22 protein-coding genes are annotated in these 24,990 nt (G+C 45.1%); 3 read left to right on the top strand and 19 right to left on the bottom strand.

Annotated features, from left to right (window positions below):
- Positions 1–176 precede the first annotated feature (176 nt).
- Positions 177–611, bottom strand: coding sequence for a VOC family protein (locus tag U2P91_RS05855; RefSeq protein ID WP_111886849.1), 435 nt, complete (start codon positions 609–611; stop codon positions 177–179).
- 289 nt (positions 612–900) lie between these two features.
- Between U2P91_RS05855 and U2P91_RS05850 the strand changes: the two genes are divergently transcribed.
- Positions 901–1,854: a calcium/sodium antiporter gene (locus U2P91_RS05850; RefSeq protein WP_111886848.1), complete on the top strand. Its 954-nt coding sequence runs from the start codon at positions 901–903 to the stop codon at positions 1,852–1,854.
- Positions 1,855–1,903: 49 nt separating this feature from the next.
- On the opposite strand, the gene U2P91_RS05845 is transcribed toward U2P91_RS05850, so the two are convergent.
- From U2P91_RS05845 to U2P91_RS05830, 4 genes are all read right to left on the bottom strand, one after another.
- Positions 1,904–3,358, bottom strand: a complete 1,455-nt coding sequence (locus tag U2P91_RS05845) for a helix-turn-helix domain-containing protein (protein ID WP_111886847.1) — start codon at positions 3,356–3,358, stop codon at positions 1,904–1,906.
- 213 nt (positions 3,359–3,571) lie between these two features.
- Positions 3,572–4,780 (bottom strand): EAL and HDOD domain-containing protein, encoded by a 1,209-nt coding sequence (locus U2P91_RS05840; protein WP_111886846.1) that lies wholly within the window; start codon positions 4,778–4,780, stop codon positions 3,572–3,574.
- 181 nt (positions 4,781–4,961) lie between these two features.
- Positions 4,962–5,588 (bottom strand): toxin-antitoxin system YwqK family antitoxin, encoded by a 627-nt coding sequence (locus tag U2P91_RS05835; protein ID WP_111886845.1) that lies wholly within the window; start codon positions 5,586–5,588, stop codon positions 4,962–4,964.
- 91 nt (positions 5,589–5,679) lie between these two features.
- Complete coding sequence (locus tag U2P91_RS05830; protein WP_111886844.1) at positions 5,680–7,161, bottom strand: helix-turn-helix domain-containing protein; 1,482 nt, start codon at positions 7,159–7,161, stop codon at positions 5,680–5,682.
- Between the two features lie 443 nt (positions 7,162–7,604).
- On the opposite strand from U2P91_RS05830, the gene U2P91_RS05825 reads away from it, so the two are divergent.
- The gene (locus U2P91_RS05825; RefSeq protein ID WP_111886843.1) at positions 7,605–10,682 is read left to right on the top strand and encodes a methyl-accepting chemotaxis protein; all 3,078 of its coding nucleotides are present in this window, start codon (positions 7,605–7,607) and stop codon (positions 10,680–10,682) included.
- Positions 10,683–10,832: 150 nt separating this feature from the next.
- Complete coding sequence (locus tag U2P91_RS05820) at positions 10,833–11,231, top strand: bacteriohemerythrin (RefSeq protein ID WP_111886842.1); 399 nt, start codon at positions 10,833–10,835, stop codon at positions 11,229–11,231.
- A 249-nt stretch (positions 11,232–11,480) separates the two neighbouring features.
- Here U2P91_RS05820 and U2P91_RS05815 read toward each other — a convergent pair whose 3' ends face one another.
- The 14 genes from U2P91_RS05815 to rsgA form a co-directional block, all read right to left on the bottom strand.
- Positions 11,481–12,020, bottom strand: a complete 540-nt coding sequence (locus U2P91_RS05815) for a hypothetical protein (protein WP_111886841.1) — start codon at positions 12,018–12,020, stop codon at positions 11,481–11,483.
- A 192-nt stretch (positions 12,021–12,212) separates the two neighbouring features.
- Entirely contained in the window at positions 12,213–12,596 is a 384-nt protein-coding gene (gene dhaM, locus U2P91_RS05810; protein WP_111886840.1) for a dihydroxyacetone kinase phosphoryl donor subunit DhaM, read from the bottom strand.
- Between the two features lie 3 nt (positions 12,597–12,599).
- Positions 12,600–13,238, bottom strand: coding sequence for a dihydroxyacetone kinase subunit DhaL (gene dhaL / locus U2P91_RS05805; protein WP_111886839.1), 639 nt, complete (start codon positions 13,236–13,238; stop codon positions 12,600–12,602).
- Positions 13,239–13,407: 169 nt separating this feature from the next.
- Entirely contained in the window at positions 13,408–14,403 is a 996-nt protein-coding gene (gene dhaK, locus U2P91_RS05800) for a dihydroxyacetone kinase subunit DhaK (RefSeq protein WP_111886838.1), read from the bottom strand.
- A 314-nt stretch (positions 14,404–14,717) separates the two neighbouring features.
- Complete coding sequence (trpA, locus tag U2P91_RS05795; RefSeq protein ID WP_111886837.1) at positions 14,718–15,521, bottom strand: tryptophan synthase subunit alpha; 804 nt, start codon at positions 15,519–15,521, stop codon at positions 14,718–14,720.
- Positions 15,514–16,698 (bottom strand): tryptophan synthase subunit beta, encoded by a 1,185-nt coding sequence (gene trpB / locus U2P91_RS05790; RefSeq protein WP_111886836.1) that lies wholly within the window; start codon positions 16,696–16,698, stop codon positions 15,514–15,516. Before trpB ends, trpA begins: the two co-directional genes overlap by 8 nt.
- Before the next feature lie 203 nt (positions 16,699–16,901).
- Entirely contained in the window at positions 16,902–17,561 is a 660-nt protein-coding gene (locus U2P91_RS05785; RefSeq protein WP_242988580.1) for a phosphoribosylanthranilate isomerase, read from the bottom strand.
- A gap of 158 nt (positions 17,562–17,719) precedes the next feature.
- Positions 17,720–18,502, bottom strand: coding sequence for an indole-3-glycerol phosphate synthase TrpC (gene trpC, locus U2P91_RS05780; RefSeq protein WP_111886834.1), 783 nt, complete (start codon positions 18,500–18,502; stop codon positions 17,720–17,722).
- Entirely contained in the window at positions 18,499–19,527 is a 1,029-nt protein-coding gene (gene trpD / locus U2P91_RS05775) for an anthranilate phosphoribosyltransferase (RefSeq protein ID WP_111886833.1), read from the bottom strand. The genes trpC and trpD overlap by 4 nt, the downstream gene beginning before the upstream one ends.
- A complete protein-coding gene (locus U2P91_RS05770; protein ID WP_111886832.1) occupies positions 19,520–20,101 on the bottom strand; it encodes an anthranilate synthase component II in 582 nt (193 codons plus the stop codon). The genes trpD and U2P91_RS05770 overlap by 8 nt, the downstream gene beginning before the upstream one ends.
- The gene (trpE, locus tag U2P91_RS05765; protein ID WP_111886831.1) at positions 20,101–21,564 is read right to left on the bottom strand and encodes an anthranilate synthase component I; all 1,464 of its coding nucleotides are present in this window, start codon (positions 21,562–21,564) and stop codon (positions 20,101–20,103) included. The genes U2P91_RS05770 and trpE overlap by 1 nt, the downstream gene beginning before the upstream one ends.
- 663 nt (positions 21,565–22,227) lie before the next feature.
- Positions 22,228–22,698, bottom strand: a complete 471-nt coding sequence (locus U2P91_RS05760) for a GNAT family N-acetyltransferase (RefSeq protein WP_111886830.1) — start codon at positions 22,696–22,698, stop codon at positions 22,228–22,230.
- 44 nt (positions 22,699–22,742) lie between these two features.
- Entirely contained in the window at positions 22,743–23,579 is an 837-nt protein-coding gene (locus U2P91_RS05755; RefSeq protein ID WP_111886829.1) for a lipase family protein, read from the bottom strand.
- 42 nt (positions 23,580–23,621) lie between these two features.
- Entirely contained in the window at positions 23,622–24,698 is a 1,077-nt protein-coding gene (gene rsgA / locus U2P91_RS05750) for a ribosome small subunit-dependent GTPase A (protein WP_111886828.1), read from the bottom strand.
- Positions 24,699–24,990 lie beyond the last annotated feature (292 nt).

The following is a 24,990-nucleotide window of genomic DNA, read 5'->3' as shown; positions in this document are numbered from 1 at the left end:
TCTTTAAGAACCATGCCGCTGACTTTTTAAAGCTTTGGATAAAAACCCGCAATTTCGGAAATAGCCAGGGGCTGTCATACAAATAACACAGGATAGACTCTACCCTGTGTTATTTGTATGACAGAAAATTCCTATCTTCAGCAAATGGTAAACATGTTAGTCTAAGATTGCTACTATTATACCACCTGACTCATTCTTCCGTCATCATAATTTAATTGCCAACCCACTCCAAATTTATCGACCAGGGATCCGTATACCTTGCTCCAGAAGGTTTCCTGGAGTTCCATCTCCACCGTACCCCCAACTTTTAATTTATAGTAAAGAATTTTGATCTCATCCAGATCATCACTAAAGATAACCAGGGTCATCTTATCGCCTTGAACATCTTGAGGTTTGGGGGGGATATCCGAAAGTAATACACGTGTTTCATCCGTCTCCAAATCAGCCCGGATCACCACTTTTTCAGATTGATCCAGATCTGCCGCTTCCTGTTTGTTAAGCATTTCACCAAATACGATGATTTCCGGATTATCAGTGCCAAAAACATCCGCATAGAATTCCACAGCCTCCTGACAATTTCCATTAAAACTAATATAGGGTTGTATCTGCATCACTACACTCCTTTTTCTGTTTTGGTGCAAACTGAACGTTTGAGGTTCGCGCCATTATTTTCTGTTTCAATCAATTTTACAGAACCATGACACTCTGTTACATTGTATAGCCCGTATTTTGCATTTTAAACGGTTTCGGGTAATTTTTTTACAACTTTCTGCAAAATAAAATTGACCAGTAGTAAATCTGCTGGTATTATTATAAGGGCGCAAATGCAATTTTACACTTTATGGTTGAAACAACTTTTATTCTGATTCTGCATCTTGTACTACAAAAGGAGGATTTATTGTGAGTATATTATTTTTAATTATCGGACTGATACTATTAGTTAAAGGCGCCGATTATTTTGTGGAAGGTTCATCCTCCATTGCTAAGCGGTTTAATATCCCCAGTATGGTTATCGGTTTGACTTTGGTGGCCTTTGGTACGAGTTCACCGGAACTCGCTGTCAGTGTTTCTGGTTCTCTTAATCAGACCAATGGAATCGTCTTCGGGAACGTTGTGGGTTCCAATATTGTTAACATCCTTTTTATTCTGGGAATCTCAGCTTTTATCAACCCCATTAGCATCAAGTCAAAAACAATCTTCAAAGAGATGCCCTTTGCAATCCTAACCACCATCGCATTAATGCTGATGGTAATGGATGGCTTGATCAATGGCGCCCCGATCAGTGTGATTTCCCATTCTGAAGGATGGATATTACTGTTATTTTTTGCAATTTATCTTTATTCGATGGTAGAAATTTCTGTTTTGGGCAAGGAAGAATCCGAAGAAGAAATTATTGTACTTCCAGTTCCTAAAAGTGTAATATTCACCATTGGGGGGCTGGTTGCCATTGTTTTTGGAGCGGAACTGGTGGTGGGAGCCGCTAGCGAAATTGCCGCTATCCTGGGTTTATCAGAAACCCTAATTGGTTTAACCGTTGTGGCTATTGGCACCTCACTACCGGAACTGATCACCTCAGTAGTGGCTGCCAAAAAAGGTGAAAATGATATTGCTGTGGGCAATATTGTCGGTTCCGGCATTTTTAATGTGCTTTTTGTCATGGGCATTTCCGGGGTAATTTATCCCATCGATATTGATGTTGCCTACTACACCGATCTCTGGATCTTGCTGGCGGCGATGCTGATTGTGGTGCCGATGATGTACACCTCAAAGAAAATCAGCCGTTTTGAAGGCGTCGTGATGATGCTGGGTTATGTTGGATATACGGCCTTTATCATTATGCGGGCTATTGCCTAGCTATAAACGCCAAAAGCACATGCTTAACGTGTGTGCTTTTGGTGCCAATTTAGAGTCGATCTTCATATTTGTGAATCAGCTGATCCATGGCGGCCACCGTCGTTTCTTTAGGCAATACATAGGGGCTGTCAGGCAGGCTTCTGAAAAAATCATCAAAAGCCGCAACAATATTCTCTTCCTTCAATTTAATGGTTTTAAACACCTGCTGACCAGCTTTTTCATAGTGAAGGATAAGATGCACTAAAGTAGCTTGATTGACAAACTCAACCGCCGAATTAAAAGCAATCTTATCTTCATTAAATGCATATGTTTTCCGAGCATCTACGTGAATATCATCGCGGACCCGTTTTATCAACATTAATCGTTCTGCCGGAGTAAAAGGTTCACAAACCTCCTCGGGAAAGTACATGTTGCCATTCTCCATAAATGCTGCCAGATTTTTTAGCGAGAATATGTTGATCATAGCTCGGTTTTCCTGTTTAAAATAGTCATAAAAACGATTCGTGGCTGTCACTAGCTGTTCATAAAAAGGAAAATCCTTTCGAACCTTATCTGCTACCAACTCATGGGTGGCATAATAAGCAAAACAGGGCAAGGGCTCTACCACCTGACGAATCCGATAAGAGCTGTCCAGTGAGTAAATAGCAAATAAGTCCCGGCTTTCTTCAATAAAAGGCTCAGTTTGCTGAAGGATTGTCACAAAGCCGGTCTGATAAAGTTTGAAAAGCTCCGGATCACGATATCGAATAGCCCGACTGAAATCCCGTGAAACGGTAATCACATCTACTGAGGTCAGGATAAAATAAGGAAAGAGAACATTGATTTCCTGGGTATCCCCGACAGAATGATGATAGTAATTCGAACGATACGTGACATTGTCTAACAGGGTCAGCCCGATCAACGTTTTAAGGGCACCAAGTCCTGGATCTGCAGCAGTTTCTTCACCGGTTTCCGGAAAACTCTGCACATCCTGCAAGGTCAAATGTTTCTGGCTTCCCATCATCTGCTGAAATATATGCTGGTAAACCGCTTCAAAATGGCTGGGAATGGCCAGTTTTAAATGCGGACATTCCCTGCAAAACAGTTCCTGATCGACACTGCTTTCAATCAATGCCAGAACCGGTCCGGTTCCTGATATAATTTGAATTTTTTCCCTTTCATCAGTGGCAGCTTCACACCTAATTTTTATTTCTTTTGAAAAGGAAATCTGGTAGGTGGTTAACTCATAAATAATTGCGATTAGTTCGACTATGTTTTGACGGTTATAATAAGTCCGTTCCCCCACCTGAATAATTTCCAGCAAGGCTTGTAGTTCTTCAACCTCAGCACTTGAAAGGCGTAATACCTTTGAAAGATTGTCAAAAACTTTTTTAGTGGGTAGCCGCTCCCCGGTTTTAATCTGTTGGAGAGTGGTACGGTTTATTTTTCCCATTTCTGCCAGGAATTGAATTGTTTCTCCACTCGCTTCAATCAGTTCCGTTATTTTTTTGCTAAATTGCGTCATGCTCAGCTCCCGTTCGGATTGATTTTAAAACTTTACTAAAGTTCTTACTTCTTTATTATAGCTAAGTCTCCACTAAAAACAAGATGTGGCATTTCGTGTGCCAACATATTTTTTTCTTGCTCGATCAGGGCTTCTGATTACATAAAAAAAGATAGTCTCCTCAGTTTAACTGATGAACTATCCAAATTTGATATTACCTATTTTTAGCCGATGCTAAGCGATATTACCAATGACGTTATTTGCCCATTTGATCGACTCCCGGTAGTCGTGGTAAATAAAGTAATCTTCGATTTTTAGAGCCCGAGCTATGGTTTCAACCAGAGACCAATCACCTTTTTCATAGGCCAGTATTAATTGATGAATTGGAAAAAGGATCCCCTGTTTCTTTACCAGTGCATCAAAAATGGACTCTGGGAGTGTGATCTCTGCCAGAACCATATCCATGGGCTGATCCAAAATGGCGTCCAATACACTGAACAGCCCCATCAAAGCCGCATCATGCTCCTGCTCAATCATCCCAGCTCTTTTAGCCAGAGACTCAGCAAAACGTGTGCGAATCAGCGATAGTTTGATGAGTTCAGTAGGTTTATCCTTACTTACTTCATGGATCATTAAGATACTGATCCAACGTTCGAATTCTCTTAGACCGATATAACTCAAGGCAAATTTAATGCTACAAATTGATTCACTACCAGCCCGGAAACTGGCTAACCTGAGCAATCGATAGGTCAGGGTTACATCCTGTTCAATAAGATCCGCCAACCGATCAAAAGAGGGTTCATCGGCATTGATTTCGGTCATCAGTTGAAGGTATTGAATCTGCGATGGGGTAGCCTGGAAGGAGCGCCCAGCTATCCGGGGTTTACTGAAGAAATAGCCTTGAAACAAGGAAAAACCCATCTCTTTGGCTTTAATGAATTCATCCTGGGTTTCCACTTTTTCGGCTAATAATGTTTTTCCCTGGGCCAGGCCAGCTGGAACATCATTGGCAATGGTATCCAGAGGTGTTACCATAATATCGTACTTAATAATATCCGCCAAAGGGGTCAGGGGGTAGCTTTGATAAGTTTGGGCAAAATCATCAAGGGCGATGCTATAACCCATGTTTTTAATGTCTACCAAACGCTCAATCAGATTTACACTGACTTCGATATTTTCCAGCATTTCTACAATCATCCGATCCGGCTTGATCAGTTCGACAGCCTCTGAATGAATGAAGATCTCATCAAAATTGATAAAAGCGATTTTGTCTTCAATGAGATTTTCAAGGCCTGATTCAAATAAACCGGTGATGACCATGGCGGTTGCACCTTGAGAAGATACCCCACCAAATTGAGTGGATTGGCTGTTAAGCCGAAATAAAAGCTCATATCCGAATACTTCAAGTTGAGCATTAAAAATCGGTTGTCTGGCAATAAACATATTCTCCCCCTTTTAAAGCGGAGGTTCCGCTTCACAGCTAAAATAGGCATATTTAAGTGAGTAGTATTTAGTTTATCATAACACAAGCGGTGCGGATTAACAAGCAAATCGAATCGTACTAATTGAAATAACTGAATCCATCGATTAAAATCGAGCACTGATAGAGCCTTGATTACCGGGTTTATTTTCCAGGCTTTCCGTAAGCAAATTTGCCTTTAAAAATCAATCGGCCATTACGATCATAAGAACGCCCTTCCCCATGCCAGACCCCATTGACAAACTCCCCCTCATATTTGAGCTGTCCATTATCGTAATACTCTTTGCAATGTCCGTTAGGCACCGAGGGATCTTTACTATTAACTTGATTGCTAGAGAGCCGGGCAAAGTTGCCTTCGCATTTGAGTTTACCATTGGCGTCAAAAATGCGCCCCTGACCGGAGGCATAACCATTGGCAAAATTTCCGATATACTTGAGTTTGCCGTTTTCTTCATACAGTTTACCCTGACCGGAGGCCAGACCGTTGACAAAATTGCCTTCATATTTCAGAATACCGTTTTCGTAATATTCCTTGCCTGATCCCACCTGGATGGTATTTACAAAAAAACCAACGGAGGCCAGCCGATTGTTGATAAAACGCTGGCCGGTAAAGCGATTCCCCTGATAATAACCGATAATGTAACCATCTTTACAGGGGATTCTTATCTGAGGCTGCTGGCCATTCGCCTGGCTATTGTTTTGGGATGTTAGATAGAGCCAGAAGCCGACACCGACGATGACCACCAGAACAAGAAAAACAATGCCACCCATACCTACCTCACTTTGTACTTATTGATAGTTATATTATAAACCCATTCGTGGTGGCACCACAAGTCTTTCTATTAAATTAGAAATGCCGAGTTTAATCACAGATCGCCTTCAATTCGTAGTTCCGAATCAGTTTATCCATTTCAGCAAGGGTTTTTTCAGTAGGAAGAACGTAATCACTGTCTGGTAAATTGGTAAAAAAATCTTTAAATGCTGCAACGATGCAAGGTTGCCGAAGCTCAATCGTCTTATAGACAACCCGGCCATCAATTTTATAATGCAAAATCAAACGCAGACAGCTGGCGCTTTCATAGATAAATTCCGGTGCTGAATTTAGAAACAGTTTATCGTCATCGATGGCAAAAAGAAGCCGTCGATTATTTAAGAGATCATCGCGAACCTGTTTTAATGTAGTGAGTCGTTCAATCGGTGTTAAGGGATGATAGATCTCCTCAGGAAAAACAAGACTTCCATCTTCCATAAACCGCCGTAAATTTTTCAGTGAAAAAATATTGAGCATTCCCCGGCTTACTTGCCTGAAATAATTATAATAACGATCTACCGCCTCAAGTAAATCTTCATAATATGGAAATTCTTTATTAAGTTTAATCTTAAGCATTTGTCTATCAGCGTAATAAGCAAAACAAGGCAGTGGCTCAACAACTACCTCTACCTTAAAACTCCGATCCAAATCAAAGACCTGAAAGAGATCATTACTCTCCAGAATAAAAGGCTGCGTATCCTCAAGCATTTGCTCAAAACAGTTTAAATAGAGCTTATGAAAGCCAGGGTCCTGGTATCGCACGGCCTGGGTCAAATTCCGGGAAATGGTGATAACCGCTCTTGAAGTTAAAATAAAGTGCGGGAACAGAGCACTAATCTCCTGACCATTGTTCTCTTTCTTTAATTGATGAACATAACAATGCGATTGATAATTGACATTATCCAGCAGTGTCAATGCAATCAAATGCTTCAACGCTCCTAAAATCGGATCAGCCTCGATATCGTCGGATTCACGATGCAGGCTCAGTACATCCTGAAGCCGTAATTGCTTATTATTCCCCAACATCTGCTGAAATAAATAATCGTATACCGCCTGAAAGCCATAGGGGATAACCAGTTTTATCATTGGCTCAGTTTCCTCAGACAGTTCCCGATCAATACTTTGTTCAATCAGGCTCAGTACTTGTTTTTCTCCGGAAACGATCTGCATCGATTTAACTAGATTCTCTGAATTTGCAGCAAACCTTTTAGGACTGAGCTCCTTCGAAAAGGGAATCTTATATTCGGTCAACTCAGAAATAGTTTCGATGAGTTCAATAATTTTTTGACGATTGGCATAGGTCCCTTCCCCCACCTTAGCGATTTCCAGCAGTGATTCCAGTTCCGCTTCTTCAACCGATGAAAGCCGCAGGACCCGGGTCAATTTCTTAAAAAAAGCCCGCGTAGGCAAACGTTCCCCAGATTTAATCCGCTGCAAGGTGGTACGATTGATGTTTCCCATTTTCGCCAATGACTGAATAGTTTCACCGCTTACACTAATATATTCTGCTATTTTCTGACTAAATACTGACATAATACCTCCCCTATTATTTTATATTGCTTGTTATTATTATTTTCTCTTAAAGACTTATATTCAATTATGTCTTTGAATACTCATTTAATCTTAAATGATCATAATCTTTTTATTGTTTTCTTACAAGTGTAATATTTTGTGATGTTACCGATCGATAATATTATCACTCAAGATTCACATTAGTTTATTTGACTTTTTGAAAGTTAGTGATTCATTTTTATTTATTTTTGTGATTTTCTTAACACTATCACTGGTAAATTGTTAGGTGAATCGATATAATAGGTAATGTTGCTGACACATTGCTTAGTATTTTTATACCTACGCAAAACCAATAGCAAGCACAATAAAAGGATTCAACCTATGTTGTGTGACAATCAAAATTGATTGAACATAGTGTTGAAAATTTCAAAGAAATGGTTTAAAAAAACAGAAAGAGGTTCATCATGAAAGAAAAAAAACAGTCCCCCATTGACACTCAACCGATTTTAAACGCGACTATTGCCGTAGGTAAAGACAGGCAAATCATTAAAAAACACCTGTCCACCAAACTGTTGGGATTCACCCTGGCAATTCTGGCCATCGCGGTCATCGCCCTTGGCGTGGTTTCATATAATATGGGCTCAAAAGCCCTTTTGGAACAGGCCAATAGCGATGCCCAAAAATATACCAATGAAGGTGCCGCACACGTGGCTGCTATCATCGCCGGAAATCTGGAAACCCTCACAGAAGTCAGTAAACGCAATGGTATTGCTTCAATGGATTATGCCACCCAGGTGGCAGCCATCGATAGTGATATCGAGACATTAGGGTATGAGGACCTGGCCGTAATGAATATGGACGGTCATGCCAAATACCTCATCAGTGGCGGCGAATTTGACTCCTGGGGCGAATTCTGGTATGAAAATGGATTCACGGGAGAAAATGCCATCTCAGATGTCGCCATCAGTAAGGTGACCAAAGCCCCCTGTGTCTTTGAGGTTGCCCCCATCAAAAACAACGGACAGGTCATTGGGCTATTGGTTGGCCGCCGTTCCCCGACCTTCTTAAAAGTAACCACCAACGCCATGGGTGATGGTGACCGTCAATACGGCTTTGTCGTCAACAATGAGGGCGGCTTCATGGCCCATCCCAATGATGAGGTTATTTTAAACCAGACCAATGTCTTTAATGAAATTGACAATGAGGGTGTTTGGAAAAATTTCGGGCTGGCTTTTAAAGAACTTGGTGCCGGACAAACCGGAATGCTCACATACGTTTTAAATGGTGATACTAAAATCGGCGCCACGGCGCCGATCTCGGGCACCAACTGGAACCTGATCATTGCTCAATATGAAAGTGATGTGCTGGCACCGATGGTTCATTTACGCAATATCACAATGTTAATTTCTCTGTTAGTGTTAATTCTCGGTGCCACGGCGGCCTGGTATCTGGCTAAAAAAATTACTAAACCGATTGTTGATTTAACCTCTCTCGCCAATCAGATGGCTCTGGGCGATGTAGATCTCGAAATCGCTGCTACCAGCGCAGACGAAATTGGCGCACTGATGAATTCTTTCGCCACCATCATTGCCAACCGTAAAGACCAGGCCAAGGCTGCCCAATGTTTATCAAGAGGTGACTTCTCCGTAGAAATCATCCCCCAATCCGATCAGGATGTGCTGGCCTACGCCCTGATCGACATGGTAGCAGAAATGAATAAGGTCAACGCGGGAATCAAAAAAATAGGCACGGCTGCCCAGGATGGACAACTTAATTACCGGGGTAATACCACCGAGTACACTGGTGCTTTCAAGGATATGATTATTAGCCTCAACAACATGATTAACACCTTTGTTAAACCACTTAAGGTAGCCAGCAAGGCCATTGAGCGAATTGGTAACGGGGTTATTCCACCCGCCATCACGACCGAATACAAGGGTGATTTTAATGCGCTCAAAACTAACATCAATGCCTGCATCGACGGGTTGGGTGCATTAACAGAAGGAAATCAGGTGCTGGCAATGCTTTGTGCCAATGATCTGTCCCAGAAAATTGAAGGCAGTTATCAGGGTATTTACCAGGAAATTGGCGAATCGATTAACGGAGTTCACGCCCAGATGGTTCACATTGTCGAAATTGCCAACAACATTGCCGCCGGAAACCTCTGTGATCTGGACAATCTTAGAGCTATTGGACAGCGTAGCGACAACGATACTCTGGTGCCCAGTTTTATTTCGATGATCGAAAGCATTGCCCTGCTGGTAGCAGAAACCCAGACGATGACCCGGATCGCCGTTTCTGGCGATCTGACCAACCGCGGCAATGTGTCTAAATTTCAGGGCGAATACGCCAAGGTGGTTGAAGGTTTCAATCAGACCCTGGATGTGGTTATTGAACCCATTAATGCTGCCTCGGCGACGCTCCGGGAACTGTCCCAGGGCAATCTCCACACCGCCATGACCGGCGACTTTAAGGGCCAGCATGGCCAAATTAAAGAAGATATGAATCAGACCATTGCCTTCCTGAAAGAATATGTCGAAGAAATCACCCACACTCTGGAAGAAATTGGCCAAGGGAACTTGAATCAGGAAATTACCACCACATATCTGGGCGATTTCCAGAATATTAAAGCCGCTCTCAATCGTATAACCGCCAGCCTCAGCACAACCATGTTTGACATTAATAATGCTGCCGGACAGGTTGAAAGCGGCGCGCGTCAGATTTCTGACGGTGGTCAGGCCCTGGCACAGGGTGCTACGGAACAAGCCAGTGCCATTGAGGAACTCACCGCTTCGATTGAGGAGGTGACCCAGGAAACCAAGCAAAATGCAATCAGGGCCAATGAAGCCAACCAACGCTCCATTGAAGTCCGTAACAACGCCGAAATCGGGAATGTCCGAATGAACAGCATGGTCACTGCCATGGTAGATATCAATGACTCATCCCAAAATATTTCAAAAATCATCAAGGTGATTGATGACATTGCCTTCCAGACCAATATTCTGGCTCTGAATGCGGCGGTAGAAGCCGCTCGAGCCGGACAACACGGTAAAGGCTTTGCGGTAGTCGCCGAAGAAGTCCGCACCTTGGCCGCCCGCTCGGCCGAAGCCGCCAAAGAAACCACCGGGTTGATTGAAGGCTCCATCGACAAGGTTTCAATCGGTTCAAAAATTGCCGATGAAACAGCTGAAAGCCTGTCCCAAATCCTTTCTGATATTGAAAAGGTCACTGCCCTGGTAGGGAACATAACCCAGGCATCCAACGATCAGGCCGCGGAAATCGCTCAGATTACACAGGGGATTGAACAGGTTTCTCAGGTGGTTCAAACCAACTCAGCCACCGCTGAAGAGAGCGCGGCCGCCAGCGAGGAACTCTCCGGGCAGGCCGAAATGCTCAAACAAATGGTTGGTGCATTTACCATTAAAACTAAAAAAATCGATTTTTCCTCAGAAGGGATCAGGAAAACTTCGCAATCTACTGCTTCCCTATCAATACCTCAAATTGAGCTGGATGAGTGGACAATGGATAATGACAAATATTAAGATCATCAGCTTTGTTTTCTTAATAGTAGTGATAATCTAACTAAAACCAATTTACTTTAGAAGCACTCTTGATTTTCTAGTTCAACAGGGTTATAATTTTTACAGGTAAATTTTTATTGCATTTAATTTTTACACCCAGGAGGATTTAATATGGCTATTGTATGGACTCAGGATTTATCTGTCGGTGTCGCCAGTATCGATGGGCAGCATCAACAATTATTTAAAATGGCCGATGAACTTTTTGAAGCCGGTAAAAACGGTAAATCCAAAGAAGTAGTCGGTGAGCTACTGAATTTCTTGGATGCTTATACCAAACAGCATTTCAGTGATGAGGAAGCCTACATGAAAAGCATCAATTACCCGGGACTGGCTGATCAGCAGACTGCTCACAAAAACTTCATAGCAGAACTAGCCAAACTAAAAAGCGCATATGATACATCGGGCGGTAATATCTCGGTGATCATCAATGCTAATCAGATGGTTGTTGACTGGCTGACCAAACATATTTCCGTCATGGATAAGAAAATTGGCGTTCACACCAAAGCATAATCTAAAAAGAGCGGGAAGATGATTGTTAACAATCATCTTCTCGCTCTTTTACTATGGATACATTCTTTTTATAATCTAATTGGTCTAAGTAAGGTAAATAAATTCCCTATATTTTCGCTTAGATCGTAGTCTGTTACACATTTAACTTTTTCAAGTCAATTTAGCTGTAATTAAAAAAGAAGCAGTCCGCTGGATGATAGAGATCCGGGCTTTCGCTTCTTTTCAGGTTTATGCTTGTCAACCAAAGCATTAGAATATACTGTTTGTGGCTTTTTTCCCGGACTGGCCCATCACCGGTTTTTTGTTCTGGGGCTCAGCGGCATCATTGTCGTTTTGTCTCCTTTTCACTTCAGTATTATAAGCAGCCACAGTAATCTTTCCCGATAAAACCAGACCCTTTAATTGAGAGTTGGTGTATCCACCCAGCTGATTCCCGTTAACCTTTTCTTCTTCTTTTTCGTCTATATCAGCGGTTTGGCTCTTGGCTTCCTTTTTTTCAGAGTTCTCTTCTTCGTTCTCGTTGGGTATCCGTGACGGTTTTTGATCAACGATAGAATTACGTTGGTCGGTATCGCTGTTGATGGTCGAATTTTCACTCTTCATCCGAGACCCCACATATTCCCGGCTGAGCTCCATGGTATCGTATTTATAATAAGAATTGGCTTCAGCAGCAGCGTTCTGACCGTTAATGCTATCTGCTGTAGGCTTAACAGTAACCGCTTCAATTTTTTTTGAAAGTGTGGGCGCTGAACCTTGAAGTTCAACTGCATTTAAAGTGATTGGATCCATCGTTTTTCTCCTTTCAAAGGAATATGACTTCCGACAATTAAATAGTGAAGAAAACTATTTAAACCGTTCGCTACATTTTAGATATTATATCACAAGTTATTCTTAATTTCATTACATTTTTTTCTTTTCGTTATTTGTACTTATAGTAAAAAAACCCGGTCTCCCGGGTTTTTTCTATGAAACCAATTGGTTTCAGAACTTTTTATAAGATTTTGCTCCTGCCAACACTTCGATGACTTCATCAAATGATGAGCCGATAGAAGCCTCCACAGAACTAAAGATTGTACCTTCGACAATCGGTGCATCAATAATCTTTACCTGACTGCTATCTTCCAGCATTTCTATGGCCATTTCCGAACTCATCACGGCACTGCCGAGATCAACCAGAATTACCACACCATCACCATCCTGAACAGCTTCGATGCCAGCCAATATTTTAGAAACGTCGGTACCAATGCTACCATCTTCCATTCCCCCAGCAGCAGCTATTTTAGCTTCTGGCGCCATTTGTCTGGCCAGTTCTACTGCTCCTTCGGCGACTTTCTGACTATGAGAAACAACTACAATTCCGACCATAAGTTAAACACCCACCTTTTCTGCCACTTCTTTAATGGCTTGAAAGGCATATGCCATTGATGTCGCCCCGGGATCCTGATGCCCAATACTCCGTTCTCCCAGATAGCTGGCCCGTCCTTTGGTGGCAATGATAGTTTTCGTGTATTCAACTCCGTCCCAAGCCGCGGCTTCAGCGGCAACCAGAGCCTCGGTCATCGTTTTGCCGTCAGCAATACTGGCTTTAATGGCATTGATAGCGGGAATCATACTATCGAGGATGGTTTTTTCACCTTCGACTGCTTTTCCTCTAAACTGGATGCCACCGACAGCTTCATCCAGTGCCAGAATAATATCCTCATCGGACAATTCTTCTTTACCTTTGACAGCCGCCCCGGCTTTCATAAAAGCGGTGCCGTAAAGTGGTCCGGAAGCGCCGCCAACGGTGGAGACCAGGGTCATCCCCACAGTTTTTAAGATATCGTCAATATTTTTTTCGTAAACAGTCGGTAATTTTTCCATCACCGCTTTAAATCCCCGACTCATGTTAATCCCATGATCGCCATCACCGATTGCCTGATCAAAATCGGTCAATTCTTGTCGATGTTCTGCCATTTTATCCGCATAAACCCGGATAAAATCCAGTACTTCTGCCTTTGTTGCCATTTCTTTCCTCGTTTCTATGTTCTTCTCAATTAGTTCTCTAAAACCTTTATCTTAACACCAAACTAAGTACCGACAATTGTTACATCATCTTGTACGCATCGGAGCGAACAACAGATTAACAATTGGTCGGTACGTTAGCAAAGTACTTACCAAATTGTAGCGCGAAATTTTAGTACATTTTAAAACCGATGGTATCAGCTTGAGCCAGTAATAAATCTTTTAGTTCGGCATCTAATTTTAATAAGGTAATCGATGCGCCAGCCATGTCGATGGAGGTCATGTAGTCACCCACAAAAGTCTTAAATACTTTAACGCCTTTGTCCGCTAAAATTTGTTGAACTCGACGGTTTAAGATATATAGTTCCATTGGTGGGGTTGCTCCGGCACCATTGATCATGACGGCGACTTCGTCACCGGCTTTAGGATCCATATCTTTTAAAATTCGATCCATCAGATAATCAACGATTTCATCAGCTGTCTGGATTGGTTTTCGTTCGGTTCCCGGTTCACCGTGGATTCCGATACCCAGTTCCATTTCATCTTCTGATAATTCAAAACCCGGTTTTCCTGCCGCTGGAACAGTACAAGGTTTCAAAGCGACACCCATGGTGCGAACGTTAGCAATAACCTTTAGTGCCGTGGCTTTGACTTCCTCCAGGCTAGCACCAGCTTCAGCTTTTGCACCGGCGATTTTATGAACAAAAACAGTTCCGGCAACACCGCGACGTCCGGTTGTATAAAGACTATCTTCAACAGCAACATCATCATTGGTAACCACGTTGGCCACTTTGATGCCTTCAGCTTCAGCCAGTTCGGCAGCCATTTCGAAGTTCATGATATCACCAGTGTAATTCTTGATAACTAATAATACACCTTCACCGGCATCAACTGCTTTGATCGCTTCAAATACCTGGTCTGGTGTGGGAGAAGTAAATACAGATCCTGCGACAGCACCGTCAAGCATTCCTTTTCCGACAAATCCGCCATGAGAGGGTTCATGTCCACTGCCGCCGCCGCTTACCAAAGCAACCTTGCCAACTTTTTTGTCAGCACGAATCAGCACATCAAAACCTTCTACTCGAGCTACGTATTCAGGATGGGCCAGAACGATACCTTCAAGCATTTCATTTTCCACATTTTCTACATCATTAATAAATTTTTTCATAAGACGTCCTCCTACAAACATTATTAGTACTCTAACCATACTATAACACGTTTTTACCCATTTTGAATGTAAAAAAACGATATCAATTGATTTTTTTTGGACGGAATCAACTGATTCATGAAAAATATTGAAGGAAACCTGCAAAAATTCGTTACATCAATAGGATTCCGGTTGAAAATAAAAATTTTGTGTTAATCTTTTGTAAACTTTGTGCGGATAATAGGGGTTGAATGCTGGTTAACGCTATATTTAAACCATTACGTTATCTTGCCGTACCGACCAATTGTCGGTACTAGCTTTACTGCCGATACACCCTAAACCAGCGCCGCCTTCATCTTGCGGACGTAGTCAGACAGTGGGTCGGTGGCGGCGGCGCCGTGCTCGGCGATGATCCGGACGATGGCGCTGCCGACGATAACACCATCGGCAAGCTGCGAAATCACTGCAGCCTGTTCTGGAGTGGCGATTCCAAAGCCCACCGCCACCGGGGTCTGGGTTACCTGGCGGATGTCGGCAATAATGGCGGCCAGATCGGTTTTAATCTCGCTGCGCACCCCGGTAACGCCCATCGATGACACCAGATAGATAAAACCGGTGGCATCGACGGCCAACATCTGAATCCGATCCTGGGAGGTCGGAGCAATCAGGGTGATGACGTCCAGCCCGTGGTTTTTAGCGGTCTCTCGAACCTCCCTCTTTTCTTCAAAAGGCAGATCTGGAATAATGACCCCATTGATTCCCACTTTTTCACAAGCGGTAAAAAACGTTTCGGTCCCATAAACAAATATAGGATTCATATAGGTTAAAAAGACCAATGGAATTGATGTTTTCTCCCGAACACGCTTAACCATCGCAAAGATCTTATCGGTGGTGGTGCCGATGCTTAGCGCCCGTTCGTTGGCCGCTTCAATCACCGGCCCTTCAGCGATGGGGTCCGAAAAAGGAATCCCGATTTCAATCAGATCGGCCCCGGCGGCGGCCATCGCCAGAATAAATTCCTCGGTTTTAGCAAGGCTCGGATCGCCAGCCGTTAAAAAGGCAATAAAGGCTTTCTGGTCGGCAAAAATTTGTGAAATTTTATTTGCTTTGATTTTATTTGCTTCTATTATGTTACTCATAGATATTTTCCCCCTTGTAGCGGGCAATCGCCGCCACATCCTTGTCGCCCCGGCCGGAAACATTGACGATAATGATTTCGTCTTTACTCATCGTCGGTGCCAGCACCATTGCATAAGCAATCGCATGGGCCGATTCAATGGCCGGAATAATCCCCTCAGTCCGAGACAGATAGAAAAAGGCGGCGACAGCTTCATCATCAGTGATCGGCACATACTCAGCCCGTTTGGTGTCATGGAGATTAGCATGCTCCGGCCCAATGCCCGGATAGTCGAGCCCCGCCGAAATCGAGTAAACCGGGGCGATCTGGCCGTATTCATCCTGACAAAAATAGGATTTCATGCCGTGGAAGATCCCCAGACTGCCATTGGCAATAGTGGCCGCATGGAGGGCGGTATCGACCCCTTTGCCCGCCGCTTCACAGCCGATCAGCCGGACTTCGGCGTCGGGAATAAAGTTATAGAAGGCGCCGATGGCATTACTGCCGCCGCCGACACAGGCGATTACAGCACTGGGCAGTTTGCCTTCCTTTTTTAGAATCTGCGCCCGGGCTTCTTTGCTGATGACACTCTGAAAATCGCGAACCATTTCCGGGAAGGGATGCGGCCCCATCACCGAACCGAGGACGTAGTGGGTATCGTCCACCCGGGTTGTCCATTCCCGAAAAGTTTCGTTAACAGCATCCTTTAAGGTCATCGTGCCGGAGGTAACTACATGGACCATGGCACCCAACAGCTCCATCCGAAAGACGTTGAGAGCCTGGCGGTCAGTGTCTTCTTTACCCATAAAGATTTCACATTCAAAGCCCATCAAAGCGGCGGCAGTGGCGGTAGCCACCCCATGTTGACCGGCACCAGTTTCGGCAATCAGCCGGGTTTTCCCCATTTTCTTGGCCAGCAGTGCCTGACCCAGAACGTTGTTAATCTTATGGGAGCCGGTATGGTTTAGATCTTCACGCTTGAGATAGATCTTGGCACCACCCAGATCGGTGGTCATTTTCTTCGCATAATACAACCGCGAAGGCCGACCGGCGTATTCATTTAACAGTTCGGTTAACTCAGCCTGAAAAGCCGGATCGTTTTTATAGTGTTCATAAGCTTTTTCCACTTCAATAATGGCATTCATCAGGGTTTCTGGTGTGTACTGCCCCCCGTGGATCCCGTATTTTCCTTTACTCATTTTCTTTCTCCTTTTTATATCAAATCTCCATGCTTTTATTAAACTGCATCGTCTATCCTCGGTTTGTAGGGGCGATTCGCAATCGCCCGGACGCTGTTGCTGTTAAGATAAACGCATGGCATAAGATCTACGCTTGCGGGCGGTCAATGACCGCCGCTACGGAATAATGCGTTACGACAGTGTATTTATTCCAGTAGTTTTTATTAACCGCGAATTTTTCTGATCATTTCGACAATCTCAATAATCTTGTCCCGGTCTTTCTTACCAGCGGTTTCGACGCCGCTGCTTAAGTCGACACAGTAGGGATTGACCTGGTTGATGGCGGCGGCGATGTTGCTGCGGTTGAGGCCGCCGGCCAGAAAGAAATCGCCGCTGGTTCCGGCCAGCAGATCCCAGTTGAAGGCCGCCCCGGAACCGCCGTATTGGGAAGGATCGTAGGTGTCAAAGAGCCGGTAATCGGCGGTGCTGGCCCGGATGTCGACCGGGTTGCTGATCCGCAACGCCCGGATTACCGGCACACCGGTTTGGGTTTGCAGCAACCGGACGGTGGCTTCCTCCTCATCCCCATGCAGCTGGATGATGTCGATAATGCCCTGCTCGGCCAGCGCAATGATCTCGGCCACCGGGTGGTTGACAAAAACCCCCACCGCGGCAATGCCGGGATCAAGCGCTTGTTTTAGGACTCGCGCCGTTGCCATATCGACCTGACGCCTGCTGGTGGCAAAGACAAAGCCAATATAATCCGGCCGGGCCGCGTTCACCGCCGCAATATCTTCTAAGCGGGATAACCCGCAGATTTTTATTTTTGTCATGGTTAACTCCTCGCTCTTAATTCCATCCGGCGCCAATTTTATAATAAACATTTGCTATAAAATCGACGTTCCGGGCGGGTACTACCCGCCCCTACAACCTAACACATCACATTGGTGTATACTATTTAAACGGCACCGTCTATCATCAATTCGTAGGGGCGATCCGTGATGACCAAGGGGTCAGACCCTCGCCCTCACCACCGCCGCAGCTACCCCCGTAGCTTGTCCAGTTCCTGTTTCTTATCCCCACTACGCATCAACGTTTCGCCAATCAGTACCGCATTCGTCCCATTTTTCCGCAGTTTCGCGATGTCTTCCGGAGTCCGTATCCCACTTTCCGAAACAAACTGGATTTCTGGCGGCACCAGCTTGCGCAAGCGGATGCTGTTTTGGAGATCCACTTCAAAGGTTTTAAGATTGCGGTTGTTGACCCCAATGATCCGGGCGCCGGCGGCCAGGGCTTGCTTAACTTCTGCTTCATCGTGGGCTTCGACCAGCGCCGACAGCCCCAGCGCATCAGCAATACCTAGATAGTCCTTAATCTGCGCGGTGGTGAGAATTGAACAGATCAGTAAAATCGCATCGGCGCCGATCAGGCGGGCTTCATAAATCTGGATGGCATCAATAATAAAATCTTTACGCAGCACCGGAATGCTTACCTGTTCTTTGATTTCGGTCAGATAAGCACTCGTGCCCTGAAAAAATTCCGGTTCAGTCAGCACTGAAATGGCATCGGCTCCGGCAGCCTGATAGTCCCGGGCAATCTTAAGATAAGGGAAATCTGGCGCAATCACGCCTTTGGACGGCGAAGCTTTTTTGACCTCGCAGATAAAAGCAATTTCTCCAGCGGCTGACTTTCTGGCCAGGGCTTTTTCAAAAGCAAAGGGCGTTTCCGAGCGTTTGGCCTGACTTTTTAGCAGCGCCAGAGTGGTTGTTTCTTTAAGCGCCGCCACCCGTTTAGTGGTGGAGGCCACAATTTGATCCAATATCATGCCAGCACCTCGATGGTAATCTCATTGCTGCGCTTAACGAATTCATCCAGTTTAGCCTTAGCCTTGCCGGAATCGATAATCTCCTCGGCCATTTTGACGCAATCCCGGAGGGTGATATCGTTGTGGGACATATACAGGCAGAAGGCCGAATTCAGCACCACCACATCCCGCTTTGGTCCTTTTTCGCCGTTTAAGATATTCAGGGTGATGACAGCATTTTCTTCCTTTTCGCCGCCGATCAAATCCGATAATTCACAGCGTTTTAGTCCCAATTGTTCCGGGGTGATAAAAAAGCTGTTGATCTTGCCATTGGCAATTTCGCAGATGGTGGTGGTGTCAGTCAGGGTAATCTCGTCCAGGCCGTCGTGACCGTGAACCACCATCCCCCGTTTGACCTTTAATTTGTTCAGAACATTGGCCAGTGGCTCGACCAGGTTTTCGTCATAAACGCCCAGCAACTGCATATTGGCGCCAGCCGGGTTGGCCAGCGGACCGAGAATATTAAAAATCGTCCGGATCCCCAGTTCTTTGCGGACCGGCCCGGCGTATTTCATCGAGGTATGATAAGTCGGGGCAAACATAAAGCAGATCCCCAACTCATCCAGAATTACGGCACTTTTCTCCGCCGACAATTCAATATTCACGCCCAAAGCTTCTAGCAGATCGGCCGAACCGCATTTGCTGGAGACGCTGCGGTTGCCGTGCTTGGCTACCGGCACTCCACCAGCAGCAATCACCAGTGCCGCCACGGTCGAAATATTAAAGGTCGACACCTCATCGCCGCCGGTACCAACAATATCCAGTACATCGGTTTTCGGGAGGATCTTAGTGCATTTGTCCCGCATCACCATCGCACAGGCGGTAATCTCATCGATGGTTTCGCCCTTCATCCGCATCGCCGTCAGAAACGAGGCGATCTGGGCGTTAGTAGCCTGGCCGTTCATAATCTGATCCATGACCTCGCGGGTGCGCTCCAGGGACAGATCCTTGCCGTTGACAATATCGTATATCGCTGCTTTAATCATTTTCGTTTCCTATCTTTAAAAAGTTCTCAATCATCGTGTGGCCCGAATCGGTGAGGATCGATTCGGGATGGAACTGCACCCCGTAAACATCATAATTGCGATGCTTCACCGCCATCACCTCACCATCGTCATCCTCGGCGATAATCAGCAGCTCATCCGGCAGACTGCTGCGCTCGGCACTGAGGGAATGATAGCGGCCGGCTACAATAATCGGCGGCAGACCCCGAAAGATCGGACTGCCGTTGGCAATATGGACGTTGCTGCTTTTGCCGTGCATCAGAGTACTGGCATAGGTGATGGTACCGCCAAAAACCTCACAGATCGCCTGATGACCCAGGCAGACCCCCAGAATCGGGGTTTTGTCTTTGAAAGTGTCGATCACCTCTTCGCAGATCCCCGCCTCCGCCGGTCGTCCCGGCCCCGGTGAGACAATGATATGATCCGGTTTTAAAGCAATAATTTCGGCCAAACTCAGTTCATCATTTTTAATCACCCGGATATCGGGATTGATCATTCCCACATATTGATACAGGTTATAGGAAAAACTGTCGTAATTGTCAATCAGTAAAATCATTATTCCACCTCCTGGGCTCGTTCGAGGGCTTCAAACATCGCTCTGGCCTTGTTTTGGGATTCATTAAATTCGTTTTCTGGGATGCTGTCAGCGACAATTCCGGCTCCGGCAGAGACATAAACCTTGTCGTTTTTGCGAACCGCCATCCGAATCGCAATGCACATATCCATATTGCCGGAAAAATCGATATAGCCGACCGCCCCGCCGTAAACGCCACGCTTCTGGCCTTCCAGAGCATTGATGATTTCGATCGCCCGTTTTTTCGGCGCTCCGGACAGGGTTCCCGCCGGCAATACCGCCCCGAGGGCATCGAGCTGATCCAGCCCGGCTTTAAGGGTGCCGGTGACAGTGGAAGAAATGTGTGAAACATGGGAATAACGGACGACCTCCTGGTAGGTTGTCACCGCAACTGAGCCAAACTCACTAACCTTGCCGAGATCGTTGCGACCCAGATCGACCAGCATATTGTGTTCACTGAGCTCCTTTTCGTCCTTGAGCAACTCGGCGATAAAGGCCTCGTCCTCTTCCGGTGTCTCGCCGCGGGGACAGGTGCCAGCAATCGGAAAAGTTGCCAGCCGCGAATTTTTCAGCGACACCAGGGTTTCCGGCGATGCCCCGGCGACCTGAATCGCGTCAAAGTCGATATAAAACATGTACGGCGAGGGATTAACCGTTCGCAGCACCCGATAGGCCGACAGCAGATCGCCCTCAAAGTCAGCTTCCAGCCGGTTGGAAATGACGGCCTGGAAAATATCGCCCTGAACAATATGCTCCCGAGTTTTTTTTACCATCTCGCAATAGTATTCTTTGCTAAACAGCGAGCGATACTTTGATGTCACCTGACCCCGAAACGCCACGGTGCTGTTTCCGCTTTTTATCAACGCTTCAATTTCCTTAAGTACAATCACCCCGTCAATATAGTTTTGCTCAAAGTTATCGGTTTTAATATTGACAATCACCACAATTTTCTGGCGCAGATGATCATAGGCGATGACCTTATCAAAAAGCATCAGATTCATGTCATCAAAATTTTCGGCATTAGCATTTGTAAGCACCAGGTTGGTTTCGGTGTATTTAACAAAATCATAGGAGATATAGCCGACAAAGCCGCCGGTAAACACCGGCATAAAATCCAGCTTGGGGCTTTTCCACTGGGCCAGAATTTCCCGCAGCACCGTCCGTGGGTCATCGGCGAGAATGTCCTTGATTTTGCCATTTTTAACCACCACTTCGCCATCCAGACAGCTCACCGTCAGGGTCGGATCAAAACCCAAAAAGGAATACCGCCCCCATTTTTCGCCGCCCTCCACACTTTCTAACAAGTAACACATTTTGCCGGTTCCTTTTAAAACTTTAAGCACCTCAATCGGTGTCTTAATATCTGAAAACAGCTCCAGACTAATCGGGATGCTCTGATAATCCCCACAATACCCTCTGGCCTCTTCCATCGATGGTTTAATCATAATCGTATCCTTTCGTAAAGAAAAATTTATCTCGTAATCCAGTTTTTAGTTCTTATGAAACTTTGTTAATTAGCTGCTTAAAAGTGATGAGCAAAAACTAAAATCCCACCACTACCCAGTACCGACAATTATTACATCATGTTGTACGCATCGGGGCGAACACGGCGAAGCCTGTCCGATCCCGCAGCGAACAACAGATTAATAATTGGTCGGTACGTCAGTGACGAGTTAACCTTCCAATCAGTGCCCACACCTATTTATACGTTTTTTAAGTAATAAAAAACGCTCGTCCTTGATTAATAAAAATTAATCAAGGACGAGCGCAAAAAATTTAAGCCCGCGGTACCACCTTCATTTACAGAGAAAAATCCCTGTACACTCTGCAGGATACAAACATATCCCTCGCAACTGACGTATGCGTCACGTCGCAGAATACTCAGAAATACACATTTCCTTTGACTGCGCCCTCAGTGGTCCATTTGATGATCTGCGTTGTGCGAGGCTCTCAGCCTTCCCCGCTCTCTGTAACTGCACGATACACCGTTATCTCCACGTCAACGGTTTGATTGAACGATTAAATTAGATAAAGCTTAATCGATATTGCGGTTTTTGTCAAATTATTTTTTTATGACAACGCAATCATTAAGAAAATTCCAGGACCACTTAACAAACTGTCAGCTTCATCGGTACAAACCGAATCCCTTTGTTAACCTGTTCCGTAGCGGTTGCCTCAAAACCGAAACGACGGTAAACTTCCACCGCATAAGGAGATGAATTGACCGTCATTACAAAGAATTTTCCCGGTAGCTGGCTTTTTAAATCCGCCAGCACTGTGTCAAATAAAGCCCGGGCAATGCCCTGGTGGTGATGGTTCTTATCGACAAACATAAGTGAAACATGAAAACGATCCCGGGTGCCAATGACCCCGATGATCCGGTTGTCTTCATAGAAACCCCACAGTTTCTTATGGCCGCTTTCCAAATCCTCAGCCATTTCTTCCAACTTATAGTCCAAATAATCGGTAAAGGTCTGGCGCCCTTCTTCGGTGTAGCCATCGGCAATAAATTCATGAAATACCTGATTGGCCAGATCTATTGCTGCTTCCAAATCTATATTTTCAATTTTTTTTATCATTTAAACCTCTCCTGGGATGTCAACTGGGATTACTTGGCAAATCCCTAATTGTTTTTCATCGAATCCGCCAATTCCTTCAAATTTATCGGTTCCGGACAAAAGCCTGGACTACTGCTGCGCAGAGCATTCATATAATTAATATCCTGCTCTCCCAGCTTCTGGAAATAACAGTTGATCCGGTGATTCAAAAACAGGTTGTCCATCTGAAAACCAATCGGAACCGAAGCGTTCACGTGTTCATAGAACAACCCGGCTTCAGTGAAAGGAGCCGGATACTCGGCGGCTGGCAGGGTTGGGATAAAATCATGGACATTAAATATCCGATAACTGTTTTTGACGTGGGCGTTGTAAGTACCGACAAAATCCCGATCACCGGGCCGACCTGCCGCAATGGTATAAACAATCGCTTCTTTACGGGCAGTATTAACAGCAAAATCCAGCGCCGCCATAATCGACAGATCACCCCCCAGACTGTGACCAGTGATGTAGAGTTTTTTAGTGTCAGGCAATTGACTGATCTGCTCTATCACTTCCTCCCTAAGCGACTGATAAACCCGGGTGATGCCTCGATGGCTAGACCCGGCATTTTTTACATAGGGAAAGGGAATCTGAAAAAGATCCAAATCCGAATCCAGATTGGGGGTTGAATCGGTCCCCCGAAAAGCCAGTACAAGCCGATCTTCTGACTCAGCAATAAAGCCAAAATTTTCTTCCGTTTTTTCCGTCACCCCGGTCTTACCGTTAAATGAATACCTAAGCTCAAAACCGGCTGGCAGTGCCAGCTGCTGCTGATCAAAAAAAGGGTAGGTCTGATAACTAAAACCAGCCATTAAAATGGCATCCTGTTTACTGTAAGATTCCGGCAGATTTTGTTGCTTCATCTTATTTCTCCTTTGAATTAAAAATTGTGACCTAATCGTTATTTAGCGTTTGTTTTTATTTTTTGCCTGACGCATGATCTGTTTCATTTCGCCTTTACTGCCAAACATTTTTTTAATTTTTTCGGCTTCCAGCTGACGTGAATTGAGTCCTTCGTAGTCCATTTCTTTTTGCAACTTGCGATAGTTTTCAAACCGTTTTTCCGAGAGGTTTTTCGATTCAATGGCAGCTCGGACCGCACAACCCGGTTCGCCGCTGTGGCGACAGTCTCCAAAGCGGCATTGCTTGGCCAGTGCCTCAATATCCTCAAAGGACTTGGAAAGATTCGCCTTTTCGAGATGGAGTTCCCGCATCCCTGGGGTATCTATGACCACGCCACCGCCGGGCAATAGCAGAAGTTGACGATGGGTGGTGGTGTGCCTGCCCCGATCATCATTTCTCAGGCCTTTGGTTTCGAGCACTTCTGCCCCCATCAGATGATTGATAATGGTGGATTTACCCACCCCGGACGATCCCAGAAAGACGCTCGTTTTTCCCACCGACAGATAGGCTGCAATCTCGTCATAACCACGGTTGCCCTCACTGGAGCAAACCACCACATCAGTTCCTACCCGGACAGCAGAAATTTCACCTAGACGCGACGGTAAATCATCGCATAGGTCCGCTTTCGTCAGGACAATCACTGGCCTGGCCTGACTACTCCAGGCAATTGATAAATAGCGTTCCAGCCGGCGCAGATTAAAATCATTGTTTAACGACATGCAAATAAAAACCAGATCAAAATTGGCAGCGACAATCTGAACTCCATTTCCCGTTCCGGCCGCTTTTCGTTCAAACAAGCTGGTGCGACTTAATACCTGATGGATCACCGCATTGCCCGAACCTTCCTCGGTCCGATCAATCATCACCCAATCGCCAACCACTGGAAAGCTGGTATTGTCTTCAGTCTTAAACACAAATTTCCCGGACACCTCAGCCAGCAATTCGCCGTTTTCAGTGATCACCTTATACAGTTCCCGATGTTGCTCCGTCACCCTGGCTACGAACAAGTCACTGTACAAACTCGCTTCCTGTTTAAGGTGCTGATTCAATCCGTAATTTTCTAAATCTATTTTATTCATTTTTTTCCTCCAAATTTAGTATTTTGACCGTTTGGAGGGCTAAAGGCTTAGTATCGTTCTTTGCCCTCCGGCGTCACGACACTATCCATTTTTCTAATATTTTTCATAAATTCTCCACTCTACTTTAAATTCGTAATTTCAGCCTATTAAAGAGCATATCCTAATACCAATAATTGTTCGCATGTTGTACGCATTAAGGCGAACGCGGCGGTAGCCTGTCCGATCTTGTGGCGAACACCAGATTAACAATTGGTCGGTATGATAGTTTATTAATATCCTGTACTATTATTGT

It is taken from the genome of Acetobacterium sp. K1/6 (assembly GCF_034438075.1).
Lineage (GTDB): Bacteria > Bacillota > Clostridia > Eubacteriales > Eubacteriaceae > Acetobacterium > Acetobacterium carbinolicum.
The sequence above is the reverse complement of the archived record's forward strand: the minus strand, read 5'-3'. Positions and strand labels throughout refer to the sequence as shown.

Coding starts and splice junctions, on each gene's coding strand:
- U2P91_RS05820 (WP_111886842.1), top strand. CDS start 10,833: ATGGCTATTGTATGGACTCAGGATTTATCTGTCGGTGTCGCCAGTATC.
- U2P91_RS05845 (WP_111886847.1), bottom strand. CDS start 3,358: ATGACGCAATTTAGCAAAAAAATAACGGAACTGATTGAAGCGAGTGGA.
- U2P91_RS05770 (WP_111886832.1), bottom strand. CDS start 20,101: ATGATTTTACTGATTGACAATTACGACAGTTTTTCCTATAACCTGTAT.
- dhaM (WP_111886840.1), bottom strand. CDS start 12,596: ATGGTCGGAATTGTAGTTGTTTCTCATAGTCAGAAAGTCGCCGAAGGA.
- U2P91_RS05785 (WP_242988580.1), bottom strand. CDS start 17,561: ATGTTTATTATAAAATTGGCGCCGGATGGAATTAAGAGCGAGGAGTTA.
- U2P91_RS05755 (WP_111886829.1), bottom strand. CDS start 23,579: ATGAAGCAACAAAATCTGCCGGAATCTTACAGTAAACAGGATGCCATT.
- U2P91_RS05840 (WP_111886846.1), bottom strand. CDS start 4,780: ATGTTTATTGCCAGACAACCGATTTTTAATGCTCAACTTGAAGTATTC.
- trpE (WP_111886831.1), bottom strand. CDS start 21,564: ATGATTAAACCATCGATGGAAGAGGCCAGAGGGTATTGTGGGGATTAT.
- trpB (WP_111886836.1), bottom strand. CDS start 16,698: ATGAGTAAAGGAAAATACGGGATCCACGGGGGGCAGTACACACCAGAA.
- U2P91_RS05835 (WP_111886845.1), bottom strand. CDS start 5,588: ATGGGTGGCATTGTTTTTCTTGTTCTGGTGGTCATCGTCGGTGTCGGC.
- trpC (WP_111886834.1), bottom strand. CDS start 18,502: ATGATATTGGATCAAATTGTGGCCTCCACCACTAAACGGGTGGCGGCG.
- rsgA (WP_111886828.1), bottom strand. CDS start 24,698: ATGAATAAAATAGATTTAGAAAATTACGGATTGAATCAGCACCTTAAA.
- U2P91_RS05830 (WP_111886844.1), bottom strand. CDS start 7,161: ATGTCAGTATTTAGTCAGAAAATAGCAGAATATATTAGTGTAAGCGGT.
- U2P91_RS05815 (WP_111886841.1), bottom strand. CDS start 12,020: ATGGATCCAATCACTTTAAATGCAGTTGAACTTCAAGGTTCAGCGCCC.
- trpD (WP_111886833.1), bottom strand. CDS start 19,527: ATGATTAAAGCAGCGATATACGATATTGTCAACGGCAAGGATCTGTCC.
- U2P91_RS05760 (WP_111886830.1), bottom strand. CDS start 22,698: ATGATAAAAAAAATTGAAAATATAGATTTGGAAGCAGCAATAGATCTG.
- U2P91_RS05825 (WP_111886843.1), top strand. CDS start 7,605: ATGAAAGAAAAAAAACAGTCCCCCATTGACACTCAACCGATTTTAAAC.
- dhaL (WP_111886839.1), bottom strand. CDS start 13,238: ATGGCAACAAAGGCAGAAGTACTGGATTTTATCCGGGTTTATGCGGAT.
- trpA (WP_111886837.1), bottom strand. CDS start 15,521: ATGAGTAACATAATAGAAGCAAATAAAATCAAAGCAAATAAAATTTCA.
- U2P91_RS05855 (WP_111886849.1), bottom strand. CDS start 611: ATGCAGATACAACCCTATATTAGTTTTAATGGAAATTGTCAGGAGGCT.
- dhaK (WP_111886838.1), bottom strand. CDS start 14,403: ATGAAAAAATTTATTAATGATGTAGAAAATGTGGAAAATGAAATGCTT.